The sequence below is a fragment of the Mycobacteroides sp. CBMA 271 genome, assembly GCF_009729205.1.
Classification (GTDB): Bacteria; Actinomycetota; Actinomycetes; order Mycobacteriales; family Mycobacteriaceae; genus Mycobacterium.
Genome location: NZ_VTHB01000001.1, coordinates 518,174 through 536,835, shown reverse-complemented (window position 1 = coordinate 536,835; position 18,662 = coordinate 518,174). Strand labels below are relative to the sequence as shown.

The 18,662-nt window shown below is 65.2% G+C and carries 20 protein-coding genes; 13 read left to right on the top strand and 7 right to left on the bottom strand.

The features are described from left to right. Window positions 1–33 precede the first annotated feature (33 nt). From FZI91_RS02670 to FZI91_RS02655, 4 genes are read left to right on the top strand one after another with little or no spacing between them, the layout of a single operon-like run. Complete coding sequence (locus FZI91_RS02670) at window positions 34–1,176, top strand: Rieske 2Fe-2S domain-containing protein (protein WP_155937094.1); 1,143 nt, start codon at window positions 34–36, stop codon at window positions 1,174–1,176. 59 nt (window positions 1,177–1,235) lie between these two features. Further along, window positions 1,236–1,754 carry an NADAR family protein gene (locus FZI91_RS02665; protein ID WP_155937093.1) on the top strand — a complete coding sequence of 173 codons (519 nt, stop codon included), beginning with the start codon at window positions 1,236–1,238 and terminating at the stop codon, window positions 1,752–1,754. After that, complete coding sequence (locus FZI91_RS02660; protein WP_375234345.1) at window positions 1,751–2,554, top strand: biotin--[acetyl-CoA-carboxylase] ligase; 804 nt, start codon at window positions 1,751–1,753, stop codon at window positions 2,552–2,554. The genes FZI91_RS02665 and FZI91_RS02660 overlap by 4 nt, the downstream gene beginning before the upstream one ends. 11 nt (window positions 2,555–2,565) lie before the next feature. Then, window positions 2,566–3,123 carry a PH domain-containing protein gene (locus tag FZI91_RS02655; protein ID WP_162525728.1) on the top strand — a complete coding sequence of 186 codons (558 nt, stop codon included), beginning with the start codon at window positions 2,566–2,568 and terminating at the stop codon, window positions 3,121–3,123. Here the strand turns inward: FZI91_RS02655 and FZI91_RS02650 are convergent. Further along, window positions 3,039–3,788, bottom strand: coding sequence for a GtrA family protein (locus tag FZI91_RS02650; RefSeq protein WP_162525729.1), 750 nt, complete (start codon window positions 3,786–3,788; stop codon window positions 3,039–3,041). The two genes, FZI91_RS02655 and FZI91_RS02650, sit on opposite strands and share 85 nt — an antisense overlap. 71 nt (window positions 3,789–3,859) lie before the next feature. Next, window positions 3,860–4,882, bottom strand: a complete 1,023-nt coding sequence (locus FZI91_RS02645) for an AraC family transcriptional regulator (RefSeq protein ID WP_155937092.1) — start codon at window positions 4,880–4,882, stop codon at window positions 3,860–3,862. 104 nt (window positions 4,883–4,986) lie between these two features. Here FZI91_RS02645 and FZI91_RS02640 point away from each other — a divergent pair, with 104 nt between their 5' ends. The 5 genes from FZI91_RS02640 to FZI91_RS02620 are packed head-to-tail and all read left to right on the top strand — an operon-like array spanning window position 4,987 to window position 9,857. After that, a complete protein-coding gene (locus FZI91_RS02640) occupies window positions 4,987–5,961 on the top strand; it encodes a quinone oxidoreductase (protein WP_162525730.1) in 975 nt (324 codons plus the stop codon). Between the two features lie 13 nt (window positions 5,962–5,974). After that, window positions 5,975–6,850 carry a TauD/TfdA family dioxygenase gene (locus FZI91_RS02635; RefSeq protein WP_155937091.1) on the top strand — a complete coding sequence of 292 codons (876 nt, stop codon included), beginning with the start codon at window positions 5,975–5,977 and terminating at the stop codon, window positions 6,848–6,850. A 34-nt stretch (window positions 6,851–6,884) separates the two neighbouring features. Continuing rightward, entirely contained in the window at window positions 6,885–8,114 is a 1,230-nt protein-coding gene (locus tag FZI91_RS02630) for a 5-(carboxyamino)imidazole ribonucleotide synthase (protein WP_309224069.1), read from the top strand. Window positions 8,115–8,135: 21 nt separating this feature from the next. Next, window positions 8,136–8,636, top strand: coding sequence for a 5-(carboxyamino)imidazole ribonucleotide mutase (gene purE / locus FZI91_RS02625; RefSeq protein WP_309224070.1), 501 nt, complete (start codon window positions 8,136–8,138; stop codon window positions 8,634–8,636). Between the two features lie 57 nt (window positions 8,637–8,693). Beyond that, window positions 8,694–9,857 (top strand): acyl-CoA dehydrogenase, encoded by a 1,164-nt coding sequence (locus tag FZI91_RS02620; protein ID WP_155937739.1) that lies wholly within the window; start codon window positions 8,694–8,696, stop codon window positions 9,855–9,857. A 70-nt stretch (window positions 9,858–9,927) separates the two neighbouring features. Here the strand turns inward: FZI91_RS02620 and FZI91_RS02615 are convergent, their stop codons facing one another. After that, window positions 9,928–10,623, bottom strand: coding sequence for a TIGR03089 family protein (locus FZI91_RS02615; protein ID WP_155937089.1), 696 nt, complete (start codon window positions 10,621–10,623; stop codon window positions 9,928–9,930). Then, window positions 10,623–12,029, bottom strand: coding sequence for an LCP family protein (locus FZI91_RS02610; protein WP_239001675.1), 1,407 nt, complete (start codon window positions 12,027–12,029; stop codon window positions 10,623–10,625). The genes FZI91_RS02615 and FZI91_RS02610 overlap by 1 nt, the downstream gene beginning before the upstream one ends. Before the next feature lie 207 nt (window positions 12,030–12,236). Between FZI91_RS02610 and rfbD the strand changes: the two genes are divergently transcribed. From rfbD to FZI91_RS02590, 4 genes are read left to right on the top strand one after another with little or no spacing between them, the layout of a single operon-like run. Continuing rightward, entirely contained in the window at window positions 12,237–13,091 is an 855-nt protein-coding gene (rfbD, locus tag FZI91_RS02605; protein WP_162525731.1) for a dTDP-4-dehydrorhamnose reductase, read from the top strand. Between the two features lie 15 nt (window positions 13,092–13,106). Then, complete coding sequence (locus tag FZI91_RS02600; protein ID WP_375234346.1) at window positions 13,107–14,021, top strand: glycosyltransferase family 2 protein; 915 nt, start codon at window positions 13,107–13,109, stop codon at window positions 14,019–14,021. A 1-nt stretch (window position 14,022) separates the two neighbouring features. Then, complete coding sequence (locus FZI91_RS02595; RefSeq protein ID WP_155937088.1) at window positions 14,023–15,102, top strand: sugar phosphate nucleotidyltransferase; 1,080 nt, start codon at window positions 14,023–14,025, stop codon at window positions 15,100–15,102. 3 nt (window positions 15,103–15,105) lie between these two features. After that, complete coding sequence (locus FZI91_RS02590) at window positions 15,106–15,558, top strand: hypothetical protein (protein ID WP_155937087.1); 453 nt, start codon at window positions 15,106–15,108, stop codon at window positions 15,556–15,558. Here the strand turns inward: FZI91_RS02590 and FZI91_RS02585 are convergent. The 3 genes from FZI91_RS02585 to cofD are packed head-to-tail and all read right to left on the bottom strand — an operon-like array spanning window position 15,555 to window position 18,429. Then, window positions 15,555–16,100 carry an NUDIX hydrolase gene (locus tag FZI91_RS02585; RefSeq protein WP_155937086.1) on the bottom strand — a complete coding sequence of 182 codons (546 nt, stop codon included), beginning with the start codon at window positions 16,098–16,100 and terminating at the stop codon, window positions 15,555–15,557. The two genes, FZI91_RS02590 and FZI91_RS02585, sit on opposite strands and share 4 nt — an antisense overlap. Beyond that, window positions 16,100–17,464 carry a coenzyme F420-0:L-glutamate ligase gene (locus FZI91_RS02580; RefSeq protein WP_155937085.1) on the bottom strand — a complete coding sequence of 455 codons (1,365 nt, stop codon included), beginning with the start codon at window positions 17,462–17,464 and terminating at the stop codon, window positions 16,100–16,102. Before FZI91_RS02580 ends, FZI91_RS02585 begins: the two co-directional genes overlap by 1 nt. Further along, window positions 17,461–18,429 (bottom strand): 2-phospho-L-lactate transferase, encoded by a 969-nt coding sequence (gene cofD, locus FZI91_RS02575; protein ID WP_162525732.1) that lies wholly within the window; start codon window positions 18,427–18,429, stop codon window positions 17,461–17,463. Before cofD ends, FZI91_RS02580 begins: the two co-directional genes overlap by 4 nt. Between the last annotated feature and the right edge of the window lie 233 nt (window positions 18,430–18,662).

The window sequence follows — 18,662 nt, the reverse complement described above, 5'->3', positions numbered from 1 at the left end:
CAGTATGGACATCAGTCAGCGAAAGGACAGCCCATGACCGAGACTGACGTGATCCGCGAAATCGACAGCGGCACAACGATGACCCGATTCGCTCGGGGTTGGCATTGCCTGGGGTTGGCCGAGTCGTTTCGCGACGGCGAGCCGCACGGTATCGAGGCGTTCGGCACCAAGCTGGTGGTGTTCACCGACTCCCGCGGCGATATCAAGGTGTTGGACGGATACTGCCGGCACATGGGCGGAGACCTGTCGCAGGGCACCATCAAGGACGACAACGTCGCGTGCCCGTTCCATGACTGGCGCTGGGGTGGCGACGGCAAATGCACGCTGGTGCCATACGCCAAGCGCACCCCGAAACTGGCCCGCACCCGCAGCTGGCCCACCCTTGAGGTGAACGGCCAGTTGTTGATCTGGCATGACCCGGAGGGCTCGGCCCCGCCGCTTGAACTTGCCCCGCCGACGATCGCAGGCTATGAAGAGGGCAAATGGTCTCCGTGGCAATGGAATTCGATCCTCATCGAGGGATCGCACTGCCGCGAGATTGTCGACAACAACGTCGACATGGCGCACTTCTTTTACATCCACCACGCGTACCCGACGTATTTCAAGAACGTCATCGAGGGGCAGACGGCCAGCCAGTTCATGGAATCCACGCCGCGGCCCGACTATGTGCCCGATCCCAAGAAGCTTTGGGAGGGAACGGGTGTGCGCTCGGAGGCTACCTATTTCGGGCCCGCGTACATGATCGACTGGATTCACAACGACCTCGGACCCGGCTTCACCGTAGAGGTGGCGCTCATCAATTGTCACTACCCGGTGACACATGATTCTTTCGTGCTGCAGTGGGGGGTGGCCATCCAGGAGATGCCCACCCTGCCACCCGAGAATGCGCGCAAGCTCGCCGCCGCCCTGGCCAAGTCCTTCGGTGACGGATTCCTGGAAGACGTCGAGATCTGGAAGAACAAGACTCGCATCGACAATCCGCTGCTGACCCAGGAGGACGGCGCCGTCTATCAGCACCGCCGATGGTATGAGCAGTTCTATGTCAACCTGGCCGATATCACCCCGGATATGACGGAGCGTTTCGAGATCGAGGTGGACACCACGCATGCCCATGGGGTGTGGGTGCACGAAGTTGAGGAGAACCTCGCAGAACGGGCCGCCGCGGAAATCAGTTGACGATCCGCGCGGCGGGTACTACTCACTAACCGGAAGGCGCGATCGGCGACGGAGGGGATATGACGTACCTGTTCTTCTGGGGGCATCAGCCGCTGCCCGACGGACTGTTGGGGCCGAGCTGCCTGAGCCAGTGGTGGCCAGCGGAATTCACGGTGGAAGGGCTGCGTTATCGCACCGCGGAGCACTACATGATGTGGCGCAAGGCCATGCTGTTCGGTGATGCCGTCACCGCCGAGCTGATCCTTGCGGCGGATCACCCGCGAGAGGTGAAAGAGCTGGGGCGCCGGGTGTCGAACTTCGACGAACTCCTCTGGCAGGAGATCCGTTTCGAGGCGGTGGTAGAGGGAAATCTTGCCAAGTTCTCACAGAGCGAAGGGTTGCGCGACTACTTGTGCGGTACGGGCGACGAGATGATCGTCGAGGCAAGCCCGGTCGATCGGGTGTGGGGGATCGGCATGGCCGCGGACGATCCGCGAGCAGTCGATCCGGCGCAGTGGGAAGGCTTGAATCTGCTGGGGTTTGCGCTCATGGACGTTCGCTCCACGCTGCAGAGCCAGAGCCCTAGGCTGGGACCGTGACTGAACGTAATCGGCTGGACAGCTTGACCCTCACCGACAGCACCGGACAGTGGCGCCGCATCGACGTTGTCGACGAAACCGGATCCACCAACGCAGATCTGGTGGCACGCGCCGCAGCCGGCGAGGACATCGACGGTGTCGTCTTGCTCGCCGAACACCAAACCGCCGGCCGCGGCCGCCACGGTCGCAACTGGGCCGCGCCTTCGCACACACAGTTGACGATGTCGGTGGGCATCGCCGTGGGTGAGGTGCCGCCGGACCGGTGGGGACTGGTGCCGCTGCTTGCCGGGGTAGCGATCGTCGACGCGGTCGCCGAGGCCAGCGGCATCCAGGCCGGGCTCAAGTGGCCCAACGACGTTCTCGTCGACGGACGCAAGCTCTGCGGCATCCTGGCCGAAGTGGTGCCGGGGGAGCCGGTCATCGTGCTGGGCCTCGGGCTCAACGCCACCTTCACCGAGCATGAGCTGCCCGACCCGAATGCGACATCCCTGGCGATCCTCGGCTGGGCGAATCCCGATCGCAGCGAGTTGGCCCGCGCCGTGCTCCGCGAGCTCGGCGGTCGTATTGAGCATTGGCGCACCGCGAGGGGCGTCGATGAGCGGCTGTTGGAGGACTACCGCGCGCGCAGCGTCACCCTGGGGTCGAGGGTGCGTGCCGAGCTGCCGGGTGATCGTGAACTTACTGGCGTCGCCGTCGGGCTCGGCGATAACGGGCAGCTGCATATTGAGAGCTCCGATGGGAGTCTCACCGCTGTGTCGGCGGGGGACATTACCCACCTCCGTCCGTCAGACGACCAGTAAAGTCGCCCAACGTGGCCTATCCGGAGAATGTGCTTGCCGACGACGAGCAGGTGGTATTGCACCGTCATCCGCATTGGAAGCGATTGATCGGGCCGACGGTGGTGCTGATTGTGTCCACCGGTGCGGCGGCGTTCGTCGCAGCGATGGTCGATAACACCGATTGGCAGCCGACCGCGAAGAACGTCGTGATGATCGCCATCGGCGTCGTCTGGTTGGTGCTGGTGGGCTGGTTGAGCGTGTGGCCGTTCCTGAACTGGTTGACCACGCATTTCGTCATCACCGACCGGCGCGTCATGTTCCGTCACGGGTTGTTGAGCCGCTCGGGAATCGACATTCCGCTGGCACGGGTCAATAGCGTCGAGTTCCGGCACGGCCTGGTGGACAGAATCTTGCGTACCGGCACGCTGATCATCGAATCGGCGTCACAGGACCCGCTGGAGTTTCACGAGATACCGCGAGTGGAGTACGTCCACTCGCTGCTGTATCACGAGGTTTTCGACACCCTCGGTTCCGAGGAGGGCGACAGCCGTTCGACCGGGCGCGGCCGAGAGCGGCCACCCGCCACGTGATGCGCTGAGCCGTACAGGCCGCGACCGACCTCGGTGCCGTAATGCGCGGTGGCGCCGTTGGGCAGCCCCGCATTCGGGTGCAGCGGGGTGATGTTGGCGTCGTCTTCGGCGTCATTTTCGTTGGCGGGGGACGCGTCGGCGGTATCGACCAGCGCTACCGGCTCATCGCCGCCCTGCCGGCCGAATTCATCGGGGAACACCCAGCGGCGGAAGGCCCAGAACCGAAACGCCATCTGCAGCAGGTTGCCGATGATGTAGGCACTGATGAAGTCGGCGATGTTCTCCATCGTCAGGCTGACGTTCGGCACGCGCAGCTCGAGGACGTAGCTCGACACCCACAGTGGGAGCATGGCGATGAGCACGCCCATGCCACTGACGCCGAAGAACAGCAGCGCCTCGTGGTGCTTTTCGCGACCGCCGCGGTCCCGGAAGCTCCATTCCCTATTGAGGATGTACGAGGCAATGACGGCGATGATGCCGGAGATGATCTTCGCGGTCAGAGGCTTGGGCTCCAGGATCGTCAGCTTGAGCGCGTAGAAGATGCCCGAGTCGATGACGAAGGTGGTGGCCCCGACGATGCCGAACTTGATCAGCTCGTGGTGCCGCTCGGCGACAGGCCGGATGAACCGGGGCAGCCGGGCGATGGTGGCATCGGCGAAAGACACAAATGGCGAGTGTACGGAACATGGCAGGGCAGTGCGAAGCGGTCCGCAGACCTCCGGGTTTGCACGGCCGCTCAGCTGTTCGGCCGGGTCCCGCCCGTGCGGAGGTTGCGCCACGCGCGTGGGCTCATGCCGTGATGGGCGCGGAACCACCGGCTGAAGTTGCTTGGTGACGAGAACGCCAGCATCTCGGAGACGTCGGTGAGGGTGTGGCGACCGCTCGTGACCAGGTGGTCGGCCACATCGAGCCGCGTCGAGTCAACGAGATCGGTGAAACTCGTACCCTCGGTCGCCAGGTGCCGATGGACGGTCCGCCGGTCGACTCCCAGGCTGCGTGCGACGTGGTCCACCGAACAGCGACCGACGGGCAGGAGTAGCTCGATGAGATCTCGGACACGATCCGCGGTGGTGATATCGCGGGGTCGCTCCGATGATTCGAGAAGGGCTTGGCTGTATTCACGCAGCAGCGGGTCGAAGCGGTCGTTTCGGCGGTCAAGGTCGGCTGTGTACATCACGATCTCGTTGAGCACTTGCTCGAATGCGATGCTCGGGCCGAAGACCCGGTGATGCATGGCGCGGTCTGTGACGCCCGCACGGCGCAGATTTACCTTCAGCGGGTGCCAGGTGTTCCCCAAGAAGGTGCGGAGGACCCCCACAAGCACGGCCATCGCCAAGTCGGTGGATTGCGCGTTCTCGGCGGCCCCACCCACGTCGAGATCCAGTCGGAGCGCCGCAATCCCGTCGCGTTCCACGACACGGATCCGCAGTGACTCGTTGTACATGGTTTCGTGCCGGCACAACATCGCGACGACATCGCGTACGGTCGGCTGCTCGCGCAACACCAGGCTGAGCGGTCCGAGGCTGGAGAGGCGTCGCCGTTCGGCCAGTCTGAGACCGAAGTCGTCGAGCCGGCTCGCGGCGGCCGAGGCTTCCAGCAGTGCCACGACTCCCGTGGCCACCACCCAGCGATCGGGCTGCGTGGCCCCTGCCGGATCCAGCCCGTGGTCCCGCATCATCCGCGCCGGATCGAGGCCGGATGCGGTCGCGACGTCGATGTACCCGCTCAACGCCGCGAATCGCGCGAGTCGTTTCTCCATACCCATGTCCCGAAAAGAATATCTATCTGTCCCCTAATGATAAGTAATCCGGGCCTCGCGTGCCTAGCGTCAGAGAGGACAACAGCTTCAATGGAAGGCACCCAGTGGCTTACGCAGTGCGGTTCTACGAGACCGGTGGACCAGAGGTCCTCCGCGGAGAGAATGTCTCGGTCGGTGATCCGGGGCACGGCGAGGTGCGCGTCCGTCATCACGCGGTGGGCCTGAACTTCGCGGACACGTACTTCCGCACGGGGGTGTACCCCGCCGCATTACCCGCGGGAATGGGCGTGGAGGCGGCGGGCGTCGTCGAAGCAACGGGGCCCGGGGTTTCTGACGTCGCCGTTGGGGACCGGATCACCTATACGGGCAGCCCACTCGGCGCGTACAGCACCGAACGCGTGATGCCCGCCGAACATCTGATCCGGCTGCCCGGCGGCATCGCCTTCGACACCGCATCGGCCATCACTATGCGCGGGCTGACGACGGCCTATCTGCTGCGGCGCATCCATCCGCTGCGGGCCGGGGACACCGTATTGCTACATGCCGCCGCGGGCGGGGTGGGGCTGTTATTCCTGCAGTGGGCGAACCTGCTGGGCGTCAACGTAATTGGCACGGTATCGACCGAGGAGAAGGCCGACATTGCTCGGGCCAATGGTTGTGCACACGTACTCATCTACCCACGCGAGGACGTACCCCGGCGGGTGCGGGACATCACCGACGGTGCGGGAGTTCCCGTCGTCTACGACGGTGTCGGTAGGACCACGTATCAATCCTCGCTCGACTCGTTGGTGCGGCGCGGGCTGCTGGTGTGTTTCGGCACCGCATCGGGTCCGATACCGCCCATCGACGCAATGCAGTTGGCCGCCAAGGGATCGCTGTTTGTCACCAGGCCCGCACTCGCCGACTACATTGCGGACCCGCGCGAGCGTGCGGAGCTGGCGGGGGAGCTGTTCGGGCATGTCGCGGCGGGCCGCATTCGGGTCGACATCGGGCGCCGCTACGAGCTGCAGGAGGCGGTGGTCGCGCACCGCGATCTCGAGTCCGGGACCACCGTCGGACAGTCGGTCTTCTCAATCTGATATTGGAGGAAAGATGAATAACGTTGCCGCACTGAACACAATGCGCGCACAACCATTGACGTGCACCATTGGTGCGGAGTTGTTCGACGTTGATCTGGCCGAGGTGTCGCGCAGTGACGAGCTCTTCGACGAACTCAGGCGCCTACTGCTGGAGTACAAGGTGTTGTTCGTGCGTGATCAGGACATCACCCGCGGTGAGCACGTCGCGCTGGCGCAGCGTTTCGGGCCGCTCGAGGATCATCCGGTGGCGGGCAGCGACCCCGACCATCCCGGGCTGGTGCGGATCTACAAGGAGATAGATAGCGCTCCAGAGCATTACGAGAACTCCTACCACTGCGATGCAACCTGGCGGGAAAGTCCGCCAATGGGATGCGTGCTGCGCTGCGTCGAAACACCTGCCGTCGGTGGCGACACCATCTGGGTCAACATGGCGGAGGCGTATCGCCGGCTGCCCGAGGCGGTGCGCGAGAGCATCGACGGACTCGCGGCCCGACACTCGATCGAGGCCAGCTTCGGCGCGGCCATGTCGACGCGGCGGCGTCATGAACTGCACGAGCGGTTCCCGGATGCCGAGCATCCGGTGGTGCGCACCCATCCGGAGACAGGGGAACAGATTCTGTTCGTCAACTCTTTTGCCACGCATCTGGTGAATTTCCACCGGCCGGAGACCGTGCGGTTCGGCATGGACTTCGCGCCGGGCGCATCCGAGCTGCTCCAGTACCTCCAACGGCAGGCGTCGGTGCCGGAGTTTCAGGTGCGCTGGCGCTGGACACCCAACAGCTTCGCCATCTGGGACAACCGATCGACACAACACTATGCGGTGCAGGATTATTGGCCCGCGGTCCGCAAGATGGAGCGTGCGGGGATTTGCGGCGACAGACCGTTCTAGCCGCGCGGCTCGGCGAGCATGACAACATATCTGTGTGTCTGACGCCCGAACCTCTCCGCCGATTGTCACGATGATCGGCGGTGGTCAGCTGGCTCGGATGACCCATCAGGCGTCGATCGCGCTCGGTCAGACGCTCCGGGTACTGGCGCATACGGCCGATGAGCCGGCGGCTCAGGTCACCCCCGATGTGGTGTTGGGATCGCATACCGATCTGGATGACCTGCGGCGGGCGGCCAAGGGTGCCACCGTGTTGACCTTCGACCATGAGCACGTCCCCACAGATTCGCTCGCAGTGCTGCAGAGCGAGGGCGTCAATGTGCAGCCGCCGCCGTCGGCGCTCATCTACGCGCAGGACAAGATGTTCATGCGGCGCAAGCTGCACAGCATCGGCGCCCCGGTGCCGCGTTTCGCGGATGTTCTGAGCGTCGCCGATGTCGAGCGGTTCGTCGCCGACACCGGTAATCCGGTCGTGTTGAAGGCCGTGCGCGGCGGATACGACGGCCGTGGCGTGTGGATCACCAACGATCTCGACGAGGCGCGCACCGTGGCGGCCGAACAGTTGGCTGCCGGTGTCGAGCTGCTTGCCGAGGAGCGCGTCGAGATGCGGCGTGAACTCTCGGCCATGGTGGCCCGTTCGCCCTTTGGGCAGGGCGCGGCCTGGCCAGTCGTGGAAACCGTTCAGCGAGACGGGATCTGCGCCGTCGTCATCGCGCCGGCGCCCGAGCTGCCCGACGAGCTTGCGCTGCAGGCCGAGGAGCTCGCGCTGCGGATTGCCCGCGAGCTCGGGGTGACCGGATGTCTGGCCGTGGAGCTCTTCGAAACCAACGACGGCCGACTGCTGGTCAACGAATTGGCGATGCGACCACACAACTCCGGTCATTGGAGCATGGACGGCGCGCGGACCGGGCAGTTCGAGCAGCATCTTCGTGCGGTGCTCGACTATCCGCTGGGCTCCACCGAACCCCTTGCCCCCGTGACGGTCATGGCCAACGTGCTCGGGGCGCCGGAGACGCCGGCAATGTCCCTCGACGAACGTGTGCACCACTTGATGGGCCGGATCCCGGAGGCGAAGGTGCACCTGTACGGCAAGGGTGAGCGCCCCGGCCGCAAGCTCGGACATGTGAATATTCAAGGCCGCGTGGATGGTTCGCTGGCGGATCCGCAGTACGTGGCCGAGGTGCGTGAGCGCGCGGAGCGGGCCGCGCACTGGTTGTCGCATGGTGAATGGACGGATGGTTGGCGGGCACATGCTGATGAGCGCTAGCGCGAAGAAGGGATGGCACAAGTGAGCGCACGGGTCGGCCTGATCATGGGCAGCGACAGCGACTGGTCGGTGATGTCGGATGCCGCGAATGCTTTGGCGGAGTTCGAGATTCCGTTCGAGGTGGGTGTCGTTTCGGCGCACCGGACGCCGGGGCGCATGCTGGAGTATGCGCAAACAGCCGCGGACCGGGACCTTCAAGTAATCATCGCCGGCGCGGGCGGCGCCGCCCATCTGCCGGGCATGGTGGCCTCGGCGACTCCGCTGCCGGTGATTGGCGTCCCGGTGCCGCTGGCGCGTCTGGATGGCCTCGATTCCCTGCTATCCATCGTGCAGATGCCCGCCGGTGTGCCCGTGGCGACGGTATCCATCGGCGGCGCCCGTAATGCCGGGCTGCTGGCCGCTCGGATCCTCGGGGTGTCCGACACCGCGCTGCGACAGAAGGTGGTTGCGTTCCAGGCGAGCATGGAAGCGACGGTTTTGGAAAAGGATGAGGCACTGCGGCGCAGACTGCTCGAGGACTAAATTTGAGTGTGAAGTACAGTTAATGGCGACTAACTCCGATTGACCCTGGAGGGCATGATGGCCGGAAACCCGTCGTTTGACCTGTTCAAGCTTGCTGAGGAGCACGACGAGCTGCGTGCCGCAATCCGGGGATTGGCTGAGAAAGAGATCGCTCCGCACGCCAAGGACGTCGACGAGAAGGCGCGTTTCCCGCAGGAGGCCCTGGATGCGCTGGTCGCGTCGGGCTTCAACGCCGTGCACGTGCCCGAGGAGTACGACGGCCAGGGCGCCGACAGCGTGGCCGCGGTCATCGTGATCGAGGAGGTTGCGCGAGTGTGCGCTTCTTCGTCACTGATCCCCGCCGTCAACAAGCTCGGCACCATGGGGCTGATCCTCAACGGCTCCGACGAGCTCAAGAAGCAGGTGCTGCCCTCGATCGCCAGCGGCGAGGCCATGGCCTCGTATGCACTGTCGGAGCGCGAGGCCGGCAGCGATGCCGCCAGCATGCGCACCCGCGCGAAGGCCGACGGTGACGACTGGATTCTTAATGGATCCAAGTGCTGGATCACCAACGGCGGCAAGTCGTCTTGGTACACCGTGATGGCGGTGACCGACCCCGACAAGAAGGCCAACGGGATCTCGGCGTTCATGGTGCACAAGGACGATGAGGGATTCACCGTCGGTCCGCTGGAGCACAAGCTCGGCATCAAGGGCTCGCCGACGGCCGAGCTGTACTTCGAGAACTGCCGCATCCCGGGTGACCGGATCATTGGCGAGCCCGGCACCGGATTCAAGACCGCACTGCAGACGCTGGATCACACCCGCCCGACCATCGGTGCGCAGGCCCTCGGCATCGCCCAGGGCGCGTTGGATCAGGCGATCGCATACACCAAGGACCGCAAGCAGTTTGGCAAGTCCATCAGCGACTTCCAGGGTGTGCAGTTCATGCTGGCCGATATGGCGATGAAGGTGGAGGCCGCCCGCCTGATGGTGTACACCGCCGCCGCGCGCGCAGAGCGCGGCGAGAAGAACCTGGGCTTCATCTCCTCGGCCTCGAAGTGCTTCGCCTCCGATGTGGCCATGGAGGTCACCACCGATGCCGTGCAGCTGTTTGGCGGCGCCGGATACACCACCGACTTCCCGGTGGAGCGCATGATGCGCGATGCCAAGATCACCCAGATCTACGAGGGCACCAACCAGATTCAGCGCGTCGTGATGAGCCGCGCGCTCCTGACGTCCTAACCCCTGACGGTGAGAAGGCACTCACGTACGGAATTCGGCCAGAATCCGTACGTGAGTGCCTTCTCGGCGCTCAAAGGGTCTTCGTCACCTTCTCGGAGACGACCCGTCGTTCCTGCGCGGCAGGGTCGGGGTTGGCCACCTGTACCACTGACGCCCCCGCGATCAGTACCGCCAGCAGATTGGCGATCAGCGCCTCCGGGGTTTCCCATGAGCCGGTGGAAAGCACTCGATCCTCGGCCGTGATGCCCAGTGCCGCAGCGGCTTCCCGCGCGGCGTCGGCAACGTCTTCGACACTGCGGCCGTTCAACGCGGGTCCCGCGCCGGCGGGGGTGAAGCGGTCTCCGTGCACCCGGACCGCGGTCGAGTAGTCGGTCAGCCCGAGCGGCAAATTGGGCACGGGACGCCCGAATGCGTCGAGGGACAGCACACACACCTCATCGGCCAAAGGCTCGTCGCCGGGCGTACAGAACGCCACATCCTGTGTGTCTGAGGCGTCGGCCTCGGCGCCGAATACCACTTCGGCGCCGGCCCACCAGATTCCGAGCAGCACACCGGCGGTCTGCCAATGCGCGGGGAGCCGTACCGTGACCGTCGAACCCGGGCCTGCGCCGAATTCGTCGCGCAACATGTTGGCGGTCTTGGCCGCCCAGTTGGCCAGCGTCACCGTCGAAAGTTCGATCCGTTCGCCGCTGGCGTCGTCGTAGTAAGTGATCCGTGGGGCCGGATTATTCAGGTCGCCCAACAGAAGTGGGGTCAATGTTGTCATTAGTTGACGCAGCGCGGACCGTTGGCAGCCGTAAAGATCGGCGACGGGGGAGGCGGCGGTACGTCTTCCTCAGTGGAGCCGGTTTCCGAGGCGGCGGGCTTGGTGTCGCGGCCCGACCCCGGACCGTGGTAGTCGCTGGACAGCACCACCCGAACGGTGTGCTCGGCGAGGCCCTGCTTCTCCACCACCGGGAGCCCTAGGATTTCGGCCACCGCCTTGGCGCCGGTGTCGTCCTGTTTGGCCGTCTGAACCTGGCTGCTGCCCGCATGATCGCGGTCGTTGTTGCCGACCTTGCCAGCGGTGAAACCCTTGCCTACCAACAGCTCCGATACGGCTGCGGCGAGCCCGTTGATCTCGGTCTCGTTGACGACGTCGGCCGTCGTTTGGTCCTTGGAGTAGGTGGCCTCTTCGGTCTTGCCTTGAGCCTGCTGGTCCAGGAGGCCGCTGACCCAGCTGCGTACCTGGTCGGGGTCGACCTTGACGACGCTCTGTGTGCCGTCCTCAGTCCAACCGTCCTCGCGCAGAATGGGAATGGTAGCGAATGCCACGTTCCCCCCGGAAAGCTTCTGGAGCTGTTGGATGAAGTCCATGACGTCCCAACCCTGGCTGAGCACCACGGTGCGGGTGATGGCGTCGCGCAGCTTGCCCAAGGTCGTGGTGTTCGTCAGCGTTCCTCCGGAGAGCGCCGAATGCGCTAGGGACGACATCACCACCTGCTGGCGAACCACGCGATCGAGGTCCCCGCGGGGCAGGTCGTGGCGCTGCCGCACGAAGCTCAACGCGTTCGGACCATCGAGCGTCTGCGGCCCGGCGGGGAAATCGGCACCCGACATCGGTTCGTAGACAGCCTCGTTGAGGCAGACGTTGACGCCGCCCAGCGCGTCCGTCATCAGCACGAATCCGAGCATGCTGATCTCGGCGTAGCGATCGACGGTGACGCCGGTGAGTTTGGCGACGGTTTGAATGAGCGCCGAACGTCCGGCGTCCACCGATTCGCGCTCGGCGGCCTCCAACGTCTCACCGGACTCGACACGCTTCTGCCGGTCGTTCTCCTTGGCTTCGCCGTAGACGCCGTTGATCTTTCCCTTGGTGCCGTCCGGGACGGCGACGTACGAGTCGCGGGGGATTGAGATTGCGGTCGCCGACTTCCCGTTATTGGGAATGCGGATGAGGATGATGGTGTCGGTGTTGGTGGCTGTTTCGTCACCGGCCCGCAGCATCGACAGCTCTTCCTGCGAGAGCGGATTGCCGTGCGCGTCGCTGCGGCTGTCCACGCCCACCATGAGGATGTCGATAGCGCCGTCGTCGGGCTGCCTGGCATTGCCGAACAGGCCCGGCAGATCGAACCGAGCGATGGTCGGATCGATGTTGCCGATTTTTCCCCACGCCGCTCCGGTGATCACCATGACGGCGACCGCAGCCAGCGTCGCGATGACGCGCCACAGGGGACGTTCGGTCTGGGATCCGCTCGCGCGAGAGTCAGCCACGATGTCGGTCCATTTCCTCTCCGGGTCCCCAGCTTTTGCCGGGCAACAAGATATCCAGCCTCGTCAAGGCTACGTCGACGTAGCGCCCATCCCTTGGAAGCGAACCCGGCGTGCCAGACTCTGGGCGTGCTTGTCATCACTGGAGCAGGGGGCCAACTCGGCTCTCACCTCATAGCCCGAACTAAGCGTCGCGGACTCCCCATTCGTCCTCTGACCTCTACCGACTGGGATATTACCCGTGACGGTACGCCTGATGGTGTGGTTGCTGCGGGGGACACCGTGATCAATTGCGCCGCCTACACCGCGGTGGACGTCGCGGAAACCGACGAGGCCAGGGCATATGCGGTGAACGCCGAGGGTGCGGCCAGGGTGGCCCGGGCGTGCCGCGAGGTTGGCGCCCGGATGATCCATATCTCGACCGACTACGTGTTCGGTGGGGAGTTCGGCGACGGGAGTCCGCATCCGTACCGTCCGGATGACGCTACGGCCCCGACGGGTGTTTACGCGCGCACCAAGTTCGCCGGAGAACAGGCTGTTCATGATGTGTTGCCGACGGCCCAGGTGGTGCGTACGGCGTGGGTCTATACCGGAGTCGGAGGCGACTTCGTCGGCGTCATGAGGCGACTGGCGGCCGGGGACGGGCCCGTCCGTGTGGTGACCGACCAGACCGGGTCCCCGACGTACGCGGCGGATCTCGCGGATGCGCTGCTGGACTTGGCGGCTTCTTCCGTCGATGCGCCACTCTTGCATGCCGCCGGGGGCGGTGTCGTGAATCGATTCGACTGGGCGAAGGTCGTGTTCGAGCTGGTGGGAGCCGATCCCTCGCGGGTTCAGCCGTGCCTGTCTGCCGATATGCCGCGCCCGGCGCCCCGGCCGGTGTATTCGGCACTCGATGGCGGCCACTGGGCAGAGCTGGGTCTGCCTCCGCTTCGCGATTGGCGGGACGCGTTGGCTGCGGCGTTGGCCACAGAACAGGCATAGGTACCCTCTAGCACCGTGCCGGATCCTCTTCGCCCAAGTGGCTCATCCGTGAAGGACCAGCTTGCCGTTGTGACGGTGACGTACTCGCCTGGCGAGCATCTGCACCGCTTTCTCACGACGCTCCGTCACGCGACGGACCGGCCGCTGCGCGTGATCCTCGCCGACAACGGTTCCACCGATGGCGCACCTGAGGCCGCCGCGCAGGATCACGACGTCGAGCTCCTCCGTACCGGAGGCAACGTCGGGTATGGGCAGGCCGCCAACCTGGGAGTCGCCCAGGTCGACCCGGATGCCGAGTGGATCGTGGTTGCCAACCCGGATGTGCAGTGGGGTCCGGGGAGTCTCGATGACCTGCTGGAGGTTGCGGAACGCTGGCCTGCCGCGGGCGCGTTGGGCCCGTTGATACGCGAGCCCGACGGCTCGGTGTATCCCTCTGCACGGGTGGTGCCCACCCTGGCGGGGGGCGGACTGCACGCACTCCTGGGTTCGGTGTGGCCCTCAAATCCGTGGACGGCGGCGTACCGCCAGGACCGGATGGAGCCGTCCGAGCGCGTCGTCGGGTGGCTGTCCGGCTCCTGCCTGCTGCTGCGGCGCACGGCCTATGACGCGATTGGCGGATTCGACCCGCGTTACTTCATGTACATGGAGGACGTCGACCTCGGGGACCGGCTAGCGCGGGCGGGCTGGCAGAACGTGTACGCGCCCAGCGCCGAGGTCGTGCATGCGAAAGGTCATGCCGCCGGACGCGATCCGGCGCGCAGCCTGGGCGCGCACCACGACAGTGTCTACATCTTCCAGTCGGACCGTCATCCGCGCTGGTGGCAGGCGCCGTTGCGCTGGAGCATCCGGGGGGCGCTCGCCGCGAGATCCACGGTCGTGGTGCGCGCCGCGATCCGCGCCAATCGGCGCCAGCAGAAGCAAGGAGGGTGATATGTCTGAGCGCATGAAAGCCGATGCCGTCATCTTGGTGGGAGGGCAGGGCACCCGGCTGCGCCCGCTCACCCTCTCGGCGCCCAAACCGATGTTGCCCATCGCAGGCTTCCCCTTCCTGACGCATGTGCTGTCGCGAGTGGCGGCGGCCGGGATCGACCATGTGGTGCTCGGGACGTCCTATAAGGCAGAGGTCTTCGAGTCGGAGTTCGGCGACGGATCCAAGCTAGGCCTGTCGATCACCTATGTGTACGAGGACGAACCGCTGGGGACCGGCGGTGCCATCCGGAATGTGCTGGACCACCTGCGCTACGACACCTCACTGATCTTCAACGGTGATGTGTTGTCCGGTCTGGATCTGAAACAACTGATGGCGCAGCATGAACAGACGCAGGCCGACCTGACCTTGCATCTGGTGCGGGTGGGTGATCCGCGCGCATTCGGTTGCGTGCCCACCGATTCCGATGGACGGGTCACCGCGTTCCTGGAGAAGACCGAGGATCCGCCCACCGATCAGATCAATGCCGGGTGCTATGTGTTCCGCCGCGAGCTCATCGAGCAGATCCCGACGGGCCGGCCGGTTTCGGTTGAGCGGGAGGTCTTTCCGGGATTGCTCAGCAGCGGCGCAAAGGTGTGCGGATTCGTGGACACCAGCTACTGGCGCGATATGGGCACTCCTGAGGACTTCGTGCGTGGCTCGGCCGATCTGGTTCGAGGCATCGCGCCGTCTCCAGCGATCCCCGAACATCCGGGGGAGGCGTTGGTGCACGACGGTGCCTCGGTGGCGCCCGGCGCGCTGGTGATCGGCGGCACCGTGGTGGGACGTGGTGCCGAAATCGGCCCGGGAGCACGGCTTGACGGTGCGGTCGTGTTCGATGGCGCGCGCATCGAGGCGGGCGCCGTGGTGGAGCGCTCGATCATCGGATTCGGTGCACGCATCGGTCCGCGGGCATTGGTGCGCGACGGGGTGATTGGCGACGGCGCCGATATCGGCGCCCGATGCGAGCTCCTGCGCGGCGCTCGGGTATGGCCCGGAGTCACCATTCCCGACGGCGGCATCCGGTACTCGTCGGACGTATAGCCGATGTACATCGGGCGGCTATTGGCTTGTGGCGCAACTGCTCTCGCACTGATCGGCTGTTCCGGCAAGGTTGACTACGAGCGACAGGCGCTCGACCTGAAGCGCGCCCGAGACAACCTCAAGATGGTCGAGCTGATCATTCCCGACTCGTACACCCTGGTCTCCATGACGTACTTCCCCGAACCGTTCGTGGGCCAGGGATGGCGTTCCGGGGCCTTCGAGTCGGCGTCGCCCCCGGAGCCAATGCTGCTGCGCGGAAAGCCCATTCGGACCGAGCAGGTACCCTGTGATCGCATACCGCAACGGACGGATCCGGACTGGTTGAAGGCCGGGTTCTCATGCGAGATGCCACATGGGCGCTATGGGGTTGCCGACAGCATGTACGGCATCAGCGTCTTCACCGGTGAGCTGCCCTCCGGGAAATCACGCATCTATCTGCGTGTCGAGGGTCACTAGCGCAGCCGCGCCTCGGCACGCCGCGCCAATGTGACGACGGAGTGGTCGTCGGCCGGGACCTGGTCGATGGGCCACCAGCGCAGGTCGAGCGATTCATCGCTGACGGTGATCTGTGCGCCTTCCGGTGCGCGCGCCAGGAATTGCAGATCGAGGTGGCGTGTCGGTACGTCCAATGAGCAAGTGATCGGATGTACGTGCACCGCAAGTAAGTTCGGGGAAAGAACAAGGCCATCGATGCCGGATTCCTCGGTGGCCTCCCGCAGCGCCGCCGCCCCGATGGTGGCGTCCTCATCCTCGCAGTGGCCACCCAGCTGCAGCCACTTGCCCACCCGGGGGTGCAGGGTCAGCAGCGCCTCAGATCCGTCATGGTTGACCACGAGTGCCGAGGCGGTGATGTGGCCGGAGGCACTGCGGCGACGGCACGCGTCCGGATTTGCATCGAGAAATGCCAGCACCGCATGTCGCACGCTGTCCTGCTCGGGATCGGGTGCCTCCCACGATGAGAGCAGCTCGACGGTGGATTCGTGCAGGCCAACGCTCATCACAGTTCCACCAGCATCTGGCCGGGAGGCAGGGGAGAGCGGGGTTCCATTGGTTCTTCGGGGTACCCAATCGCGATGGCGCCCATGGGCTCCCACGATGCGTCAAGTTCGAGCTGGCCGCGCACCACGTCTGCGGCGAAGATCGTGGACCCGATCCAGCAGCTGCCCACACCTCGCGCAGCCAACGCGACCAACAGCGCCTGCACCGCGGCACCCACGGCGACGGTGAACATGGTGCGTTCCGCGGCCGTCCTCCGCTCGTCGGGATAGTCGTGAGCGCCATCGGGCACCAGGAACGGGATCACGATTTCCGGTGCGTCATAAAGGATCTGTCCGCGGGACACGCGCTTTTCCGCGGACTCTTGGGCGTGACCGTCCGCGGTGAGGTCGCTGACCCAGGCCTGTTTCAGAGCGTCCAAGAGTGCGCGCCGCGTCTCTGCGTCGCGTACCCACACGAACCTCACCGGATGGGTGTGATGCGGCGCGGGGGCAGTCAAGGCCTCCCCGATGGCCTCTCGCAACATGTCGGGATCGACTGCGATGTCGGCGAATTCCCGGATGGATCGGCGCACCAGCACCGCGTCGCGACGCCCCTGCTCCAAGGCCTCGGCGGTGCCGAGCCAGAACAGGTCGTCCGGACCCGAGCGCAGCAGATTGCGGGCCACGCTGCCGTCGTCGGGCACCGACAGGCCCCGGACCACCGCGACTGGAACGTCAGTGAGCTTTCCCTTCACCAGATCGGCGGCGGCGGCGATCTCGTCGGCGATGGCGACCTCGGTCACCTGAAGCTCGTTGCCGTGCTTGTCCTTTGCGCCCGCGTAGCCGTACAGGACGGGAATGCCGGACGAGCCGATGGCGGCATCGGTCTGTCCGTTGCGCCAGGCCCGCCCCATGGTGTCGGTGATCACCACGGCCACGTTCACGCCCAGCTGTCGTGATACAGCTGAGCGGACCGTCGCCGCGCTGGCGTCGGGATCGACGGGAAGTAGCACGAGTTCGGCGGTGTCCACATTGGATGCGTCGATTCCGGCCGCGGCCTGGACGATGCCGATGGTGTTCTCGGTGATCAGTGTCTTGCCCTTGCGAGCCAGCACGCGGACCGACTCGGAGTCGATCAATTTACGCCGCAAGGCGTCTCGCGCGTCGGGGTCGGCGGGCGCGGCGACTATCCGTCCCTCTGCCTTGGAAATGATCTTGCTTGTGATCACCACCACATCGCCGTCGCGTACCCATGGCGCTGCCGCGGTAATGGCGGCGGCGACGTCGTCGCCTGGGCGGAATTCGGGCATGCCAACTACTGGTAGAATCTCGATCGGACTGGCCGAACCATGTTCGGGGGCAGGGGAATCCGCAGGTGAACTCATAGGGTAACTCCGGCCATGTCAAGGCCCGCGCGCACCATGGCGGCGGTGGCGTCGGGGTCGGTCATGAGTAGCGGAATCGACCGTACCTGGATGCCTTCGATGTGAGCGGCGTCACCCTCGTCGATCAGCCAACCGTCCAGGATTCCGGTCCCGGAGCGGGCGCCGAAGTGTTCCCCGACACCCTGCGAGCTGACCTCGACACCGATCACGCGCAAACATTCGTCGGCCATTCCGCGCAGTGGCTTGCCGGACACGATCGGCGAGTATCCGATGACCGGAGCGGAGGTTGTGCGGAGCGCCCCGCGAACTCCGCCGACCGCCAGGATGGAGCCGATGCTCACTACCGGATTGGACGGAGCCAGCAAGACCGCATCGGCCTCGGCGATGGCCTCGGCAACACCTGGGCCCGACTTTGCTTCGTCCGCGCCGACGAACGCGAAACTGTGGGTGGGGACTTGTGCTCGGTGCTGCACCCACCACTGCTGAAAGTGGACGGCGCGCTGCTCGCCGTCGGCGGGGTCGGTGATCACTACGTGGGTCTCGCAGCGGTCGTCGCTGGCCGGTAACAGCCGCACCCCGGGCTGCCATCGATTGCATAACGCTTCGGTGACCGCTGATAGCGGGTAGCCGGCTCGCAGCATTTGACTGCGTATCAGGTGAGTGGCCAGGTCCCTGTCGCCGAGCGAGAACCAGTCGGGTTGGGCGCCGTACGCGGCGAGCTCCTCCATGGCATTCCAGGTCTCGCCTCGGTGCCCCCAGCCCCGGTCCGGGTCGACCCCTCCGCCCAGGGTGTACATGCAGGTGTCCAGGTCAGGGCAGATCCTGACACCGTGCATCCAGGCGTCGTCGCCAATGTTCACGATGGCGTTTATCTGATGCTTGCTGGAGTCTGATCCGAGCAAGCGCTGGACGCCGAGGAGGAACCGCGCTCCGCCGACGCCGCCGACGAGGACGGTGAGTTTCACGGTCTCCGAGACTAGTGCGCCGGCAATGTCGCGACACGCCACGAGGGCGCCACGCCGTTTTTGTCGGTAGGAGATGGTATGAATTTTTCTCCTTCGCTTGACCCCGGCAGCGAACACGTGTGTAATCACACCAGTGTCATTCCTCGGGCTGAGTTTGTAAGTCACAGGCGCAGACCGGGATTCGATCAGATGTTCGAATGGGAATGGCCGAAAAGTAGATGTGGCACATACCG

Coding starts and splice junctions, on each gene's coding strand:
- FZI91_RS02595 (WP_155937088.1), top strand. CDS start 14,023: ATGTCTGAGCGCATGAAAGCCGATGCCGTCATCTTGGTGGGAGGGCAG.
- FZI91_RS02635 (WP_155937091.1), top strand. CDS start 5,975: ATGAATAACGTTGCCGCACTGAACACAATGCGCGCACAACCATTGACG.
- FZI91_RS02645 (WP_155937092.1), bottom strand. CDS start 4,882: ATGGAGAAACGACTCGCGCGATTCGCGGCGTTGAGCGGGTACATCGAC.
- FZI91_RS02580 (WP_155937085.1), bottom strand. CDS start 17,464: ATGAGTTCACCTGCGGATTCCCCTGCCCCCGAACATGGTTCGGCCAGT.
- FZI91_RS02590 (WP_155937087.1), top strand. CDS start 15,106: ATGTACATCGGGCGGCTATTGGCTTGTGGCGCAACTGCTCTCGCACTG.
- FZI91_RS02615 (WP_155937089.1), bottom strand. CDS start 10,623: ATGACAACATTGACCCCACTTCTGTTGGGCGACCTGAATAATCCGGCC.
- FZI91_RS02670 (WP_155937094.1), top strand. CDS start 34: ATGACCGAGACTGACGTGATCCGCGAAATCGACAGCGGCACAACGATG.
- FZI91_RS02610 (WP_239001675.1), bottom strand. CDS start 12,029: ATGGTGATCACCGGAGCGGCGTGGGGAAAAATCGGCAACATCGATCCG.
- FZI91_RS02585 (WP_155937086.1), bottom strand. CDS start 16,100: ATGAGCGTTGGCCTGCACGAATCCACCGTCGAGCTGCTCTCATCGTGG.
- FZI91_RS02665 (WP_155937093.1), top strand. CDS start 1,236: ATGACGTACCTGTTCTTCTGGGGGCATCAGCCGCTGCCCGACGGACTG.
- FZI91_RS02620 (WP_155937739.1), top strand. CDS start 8,694: ATGGCCGGAAACCCGTCGTTTGACCTGTTCAAGCTTGCTGAGGAGCAC.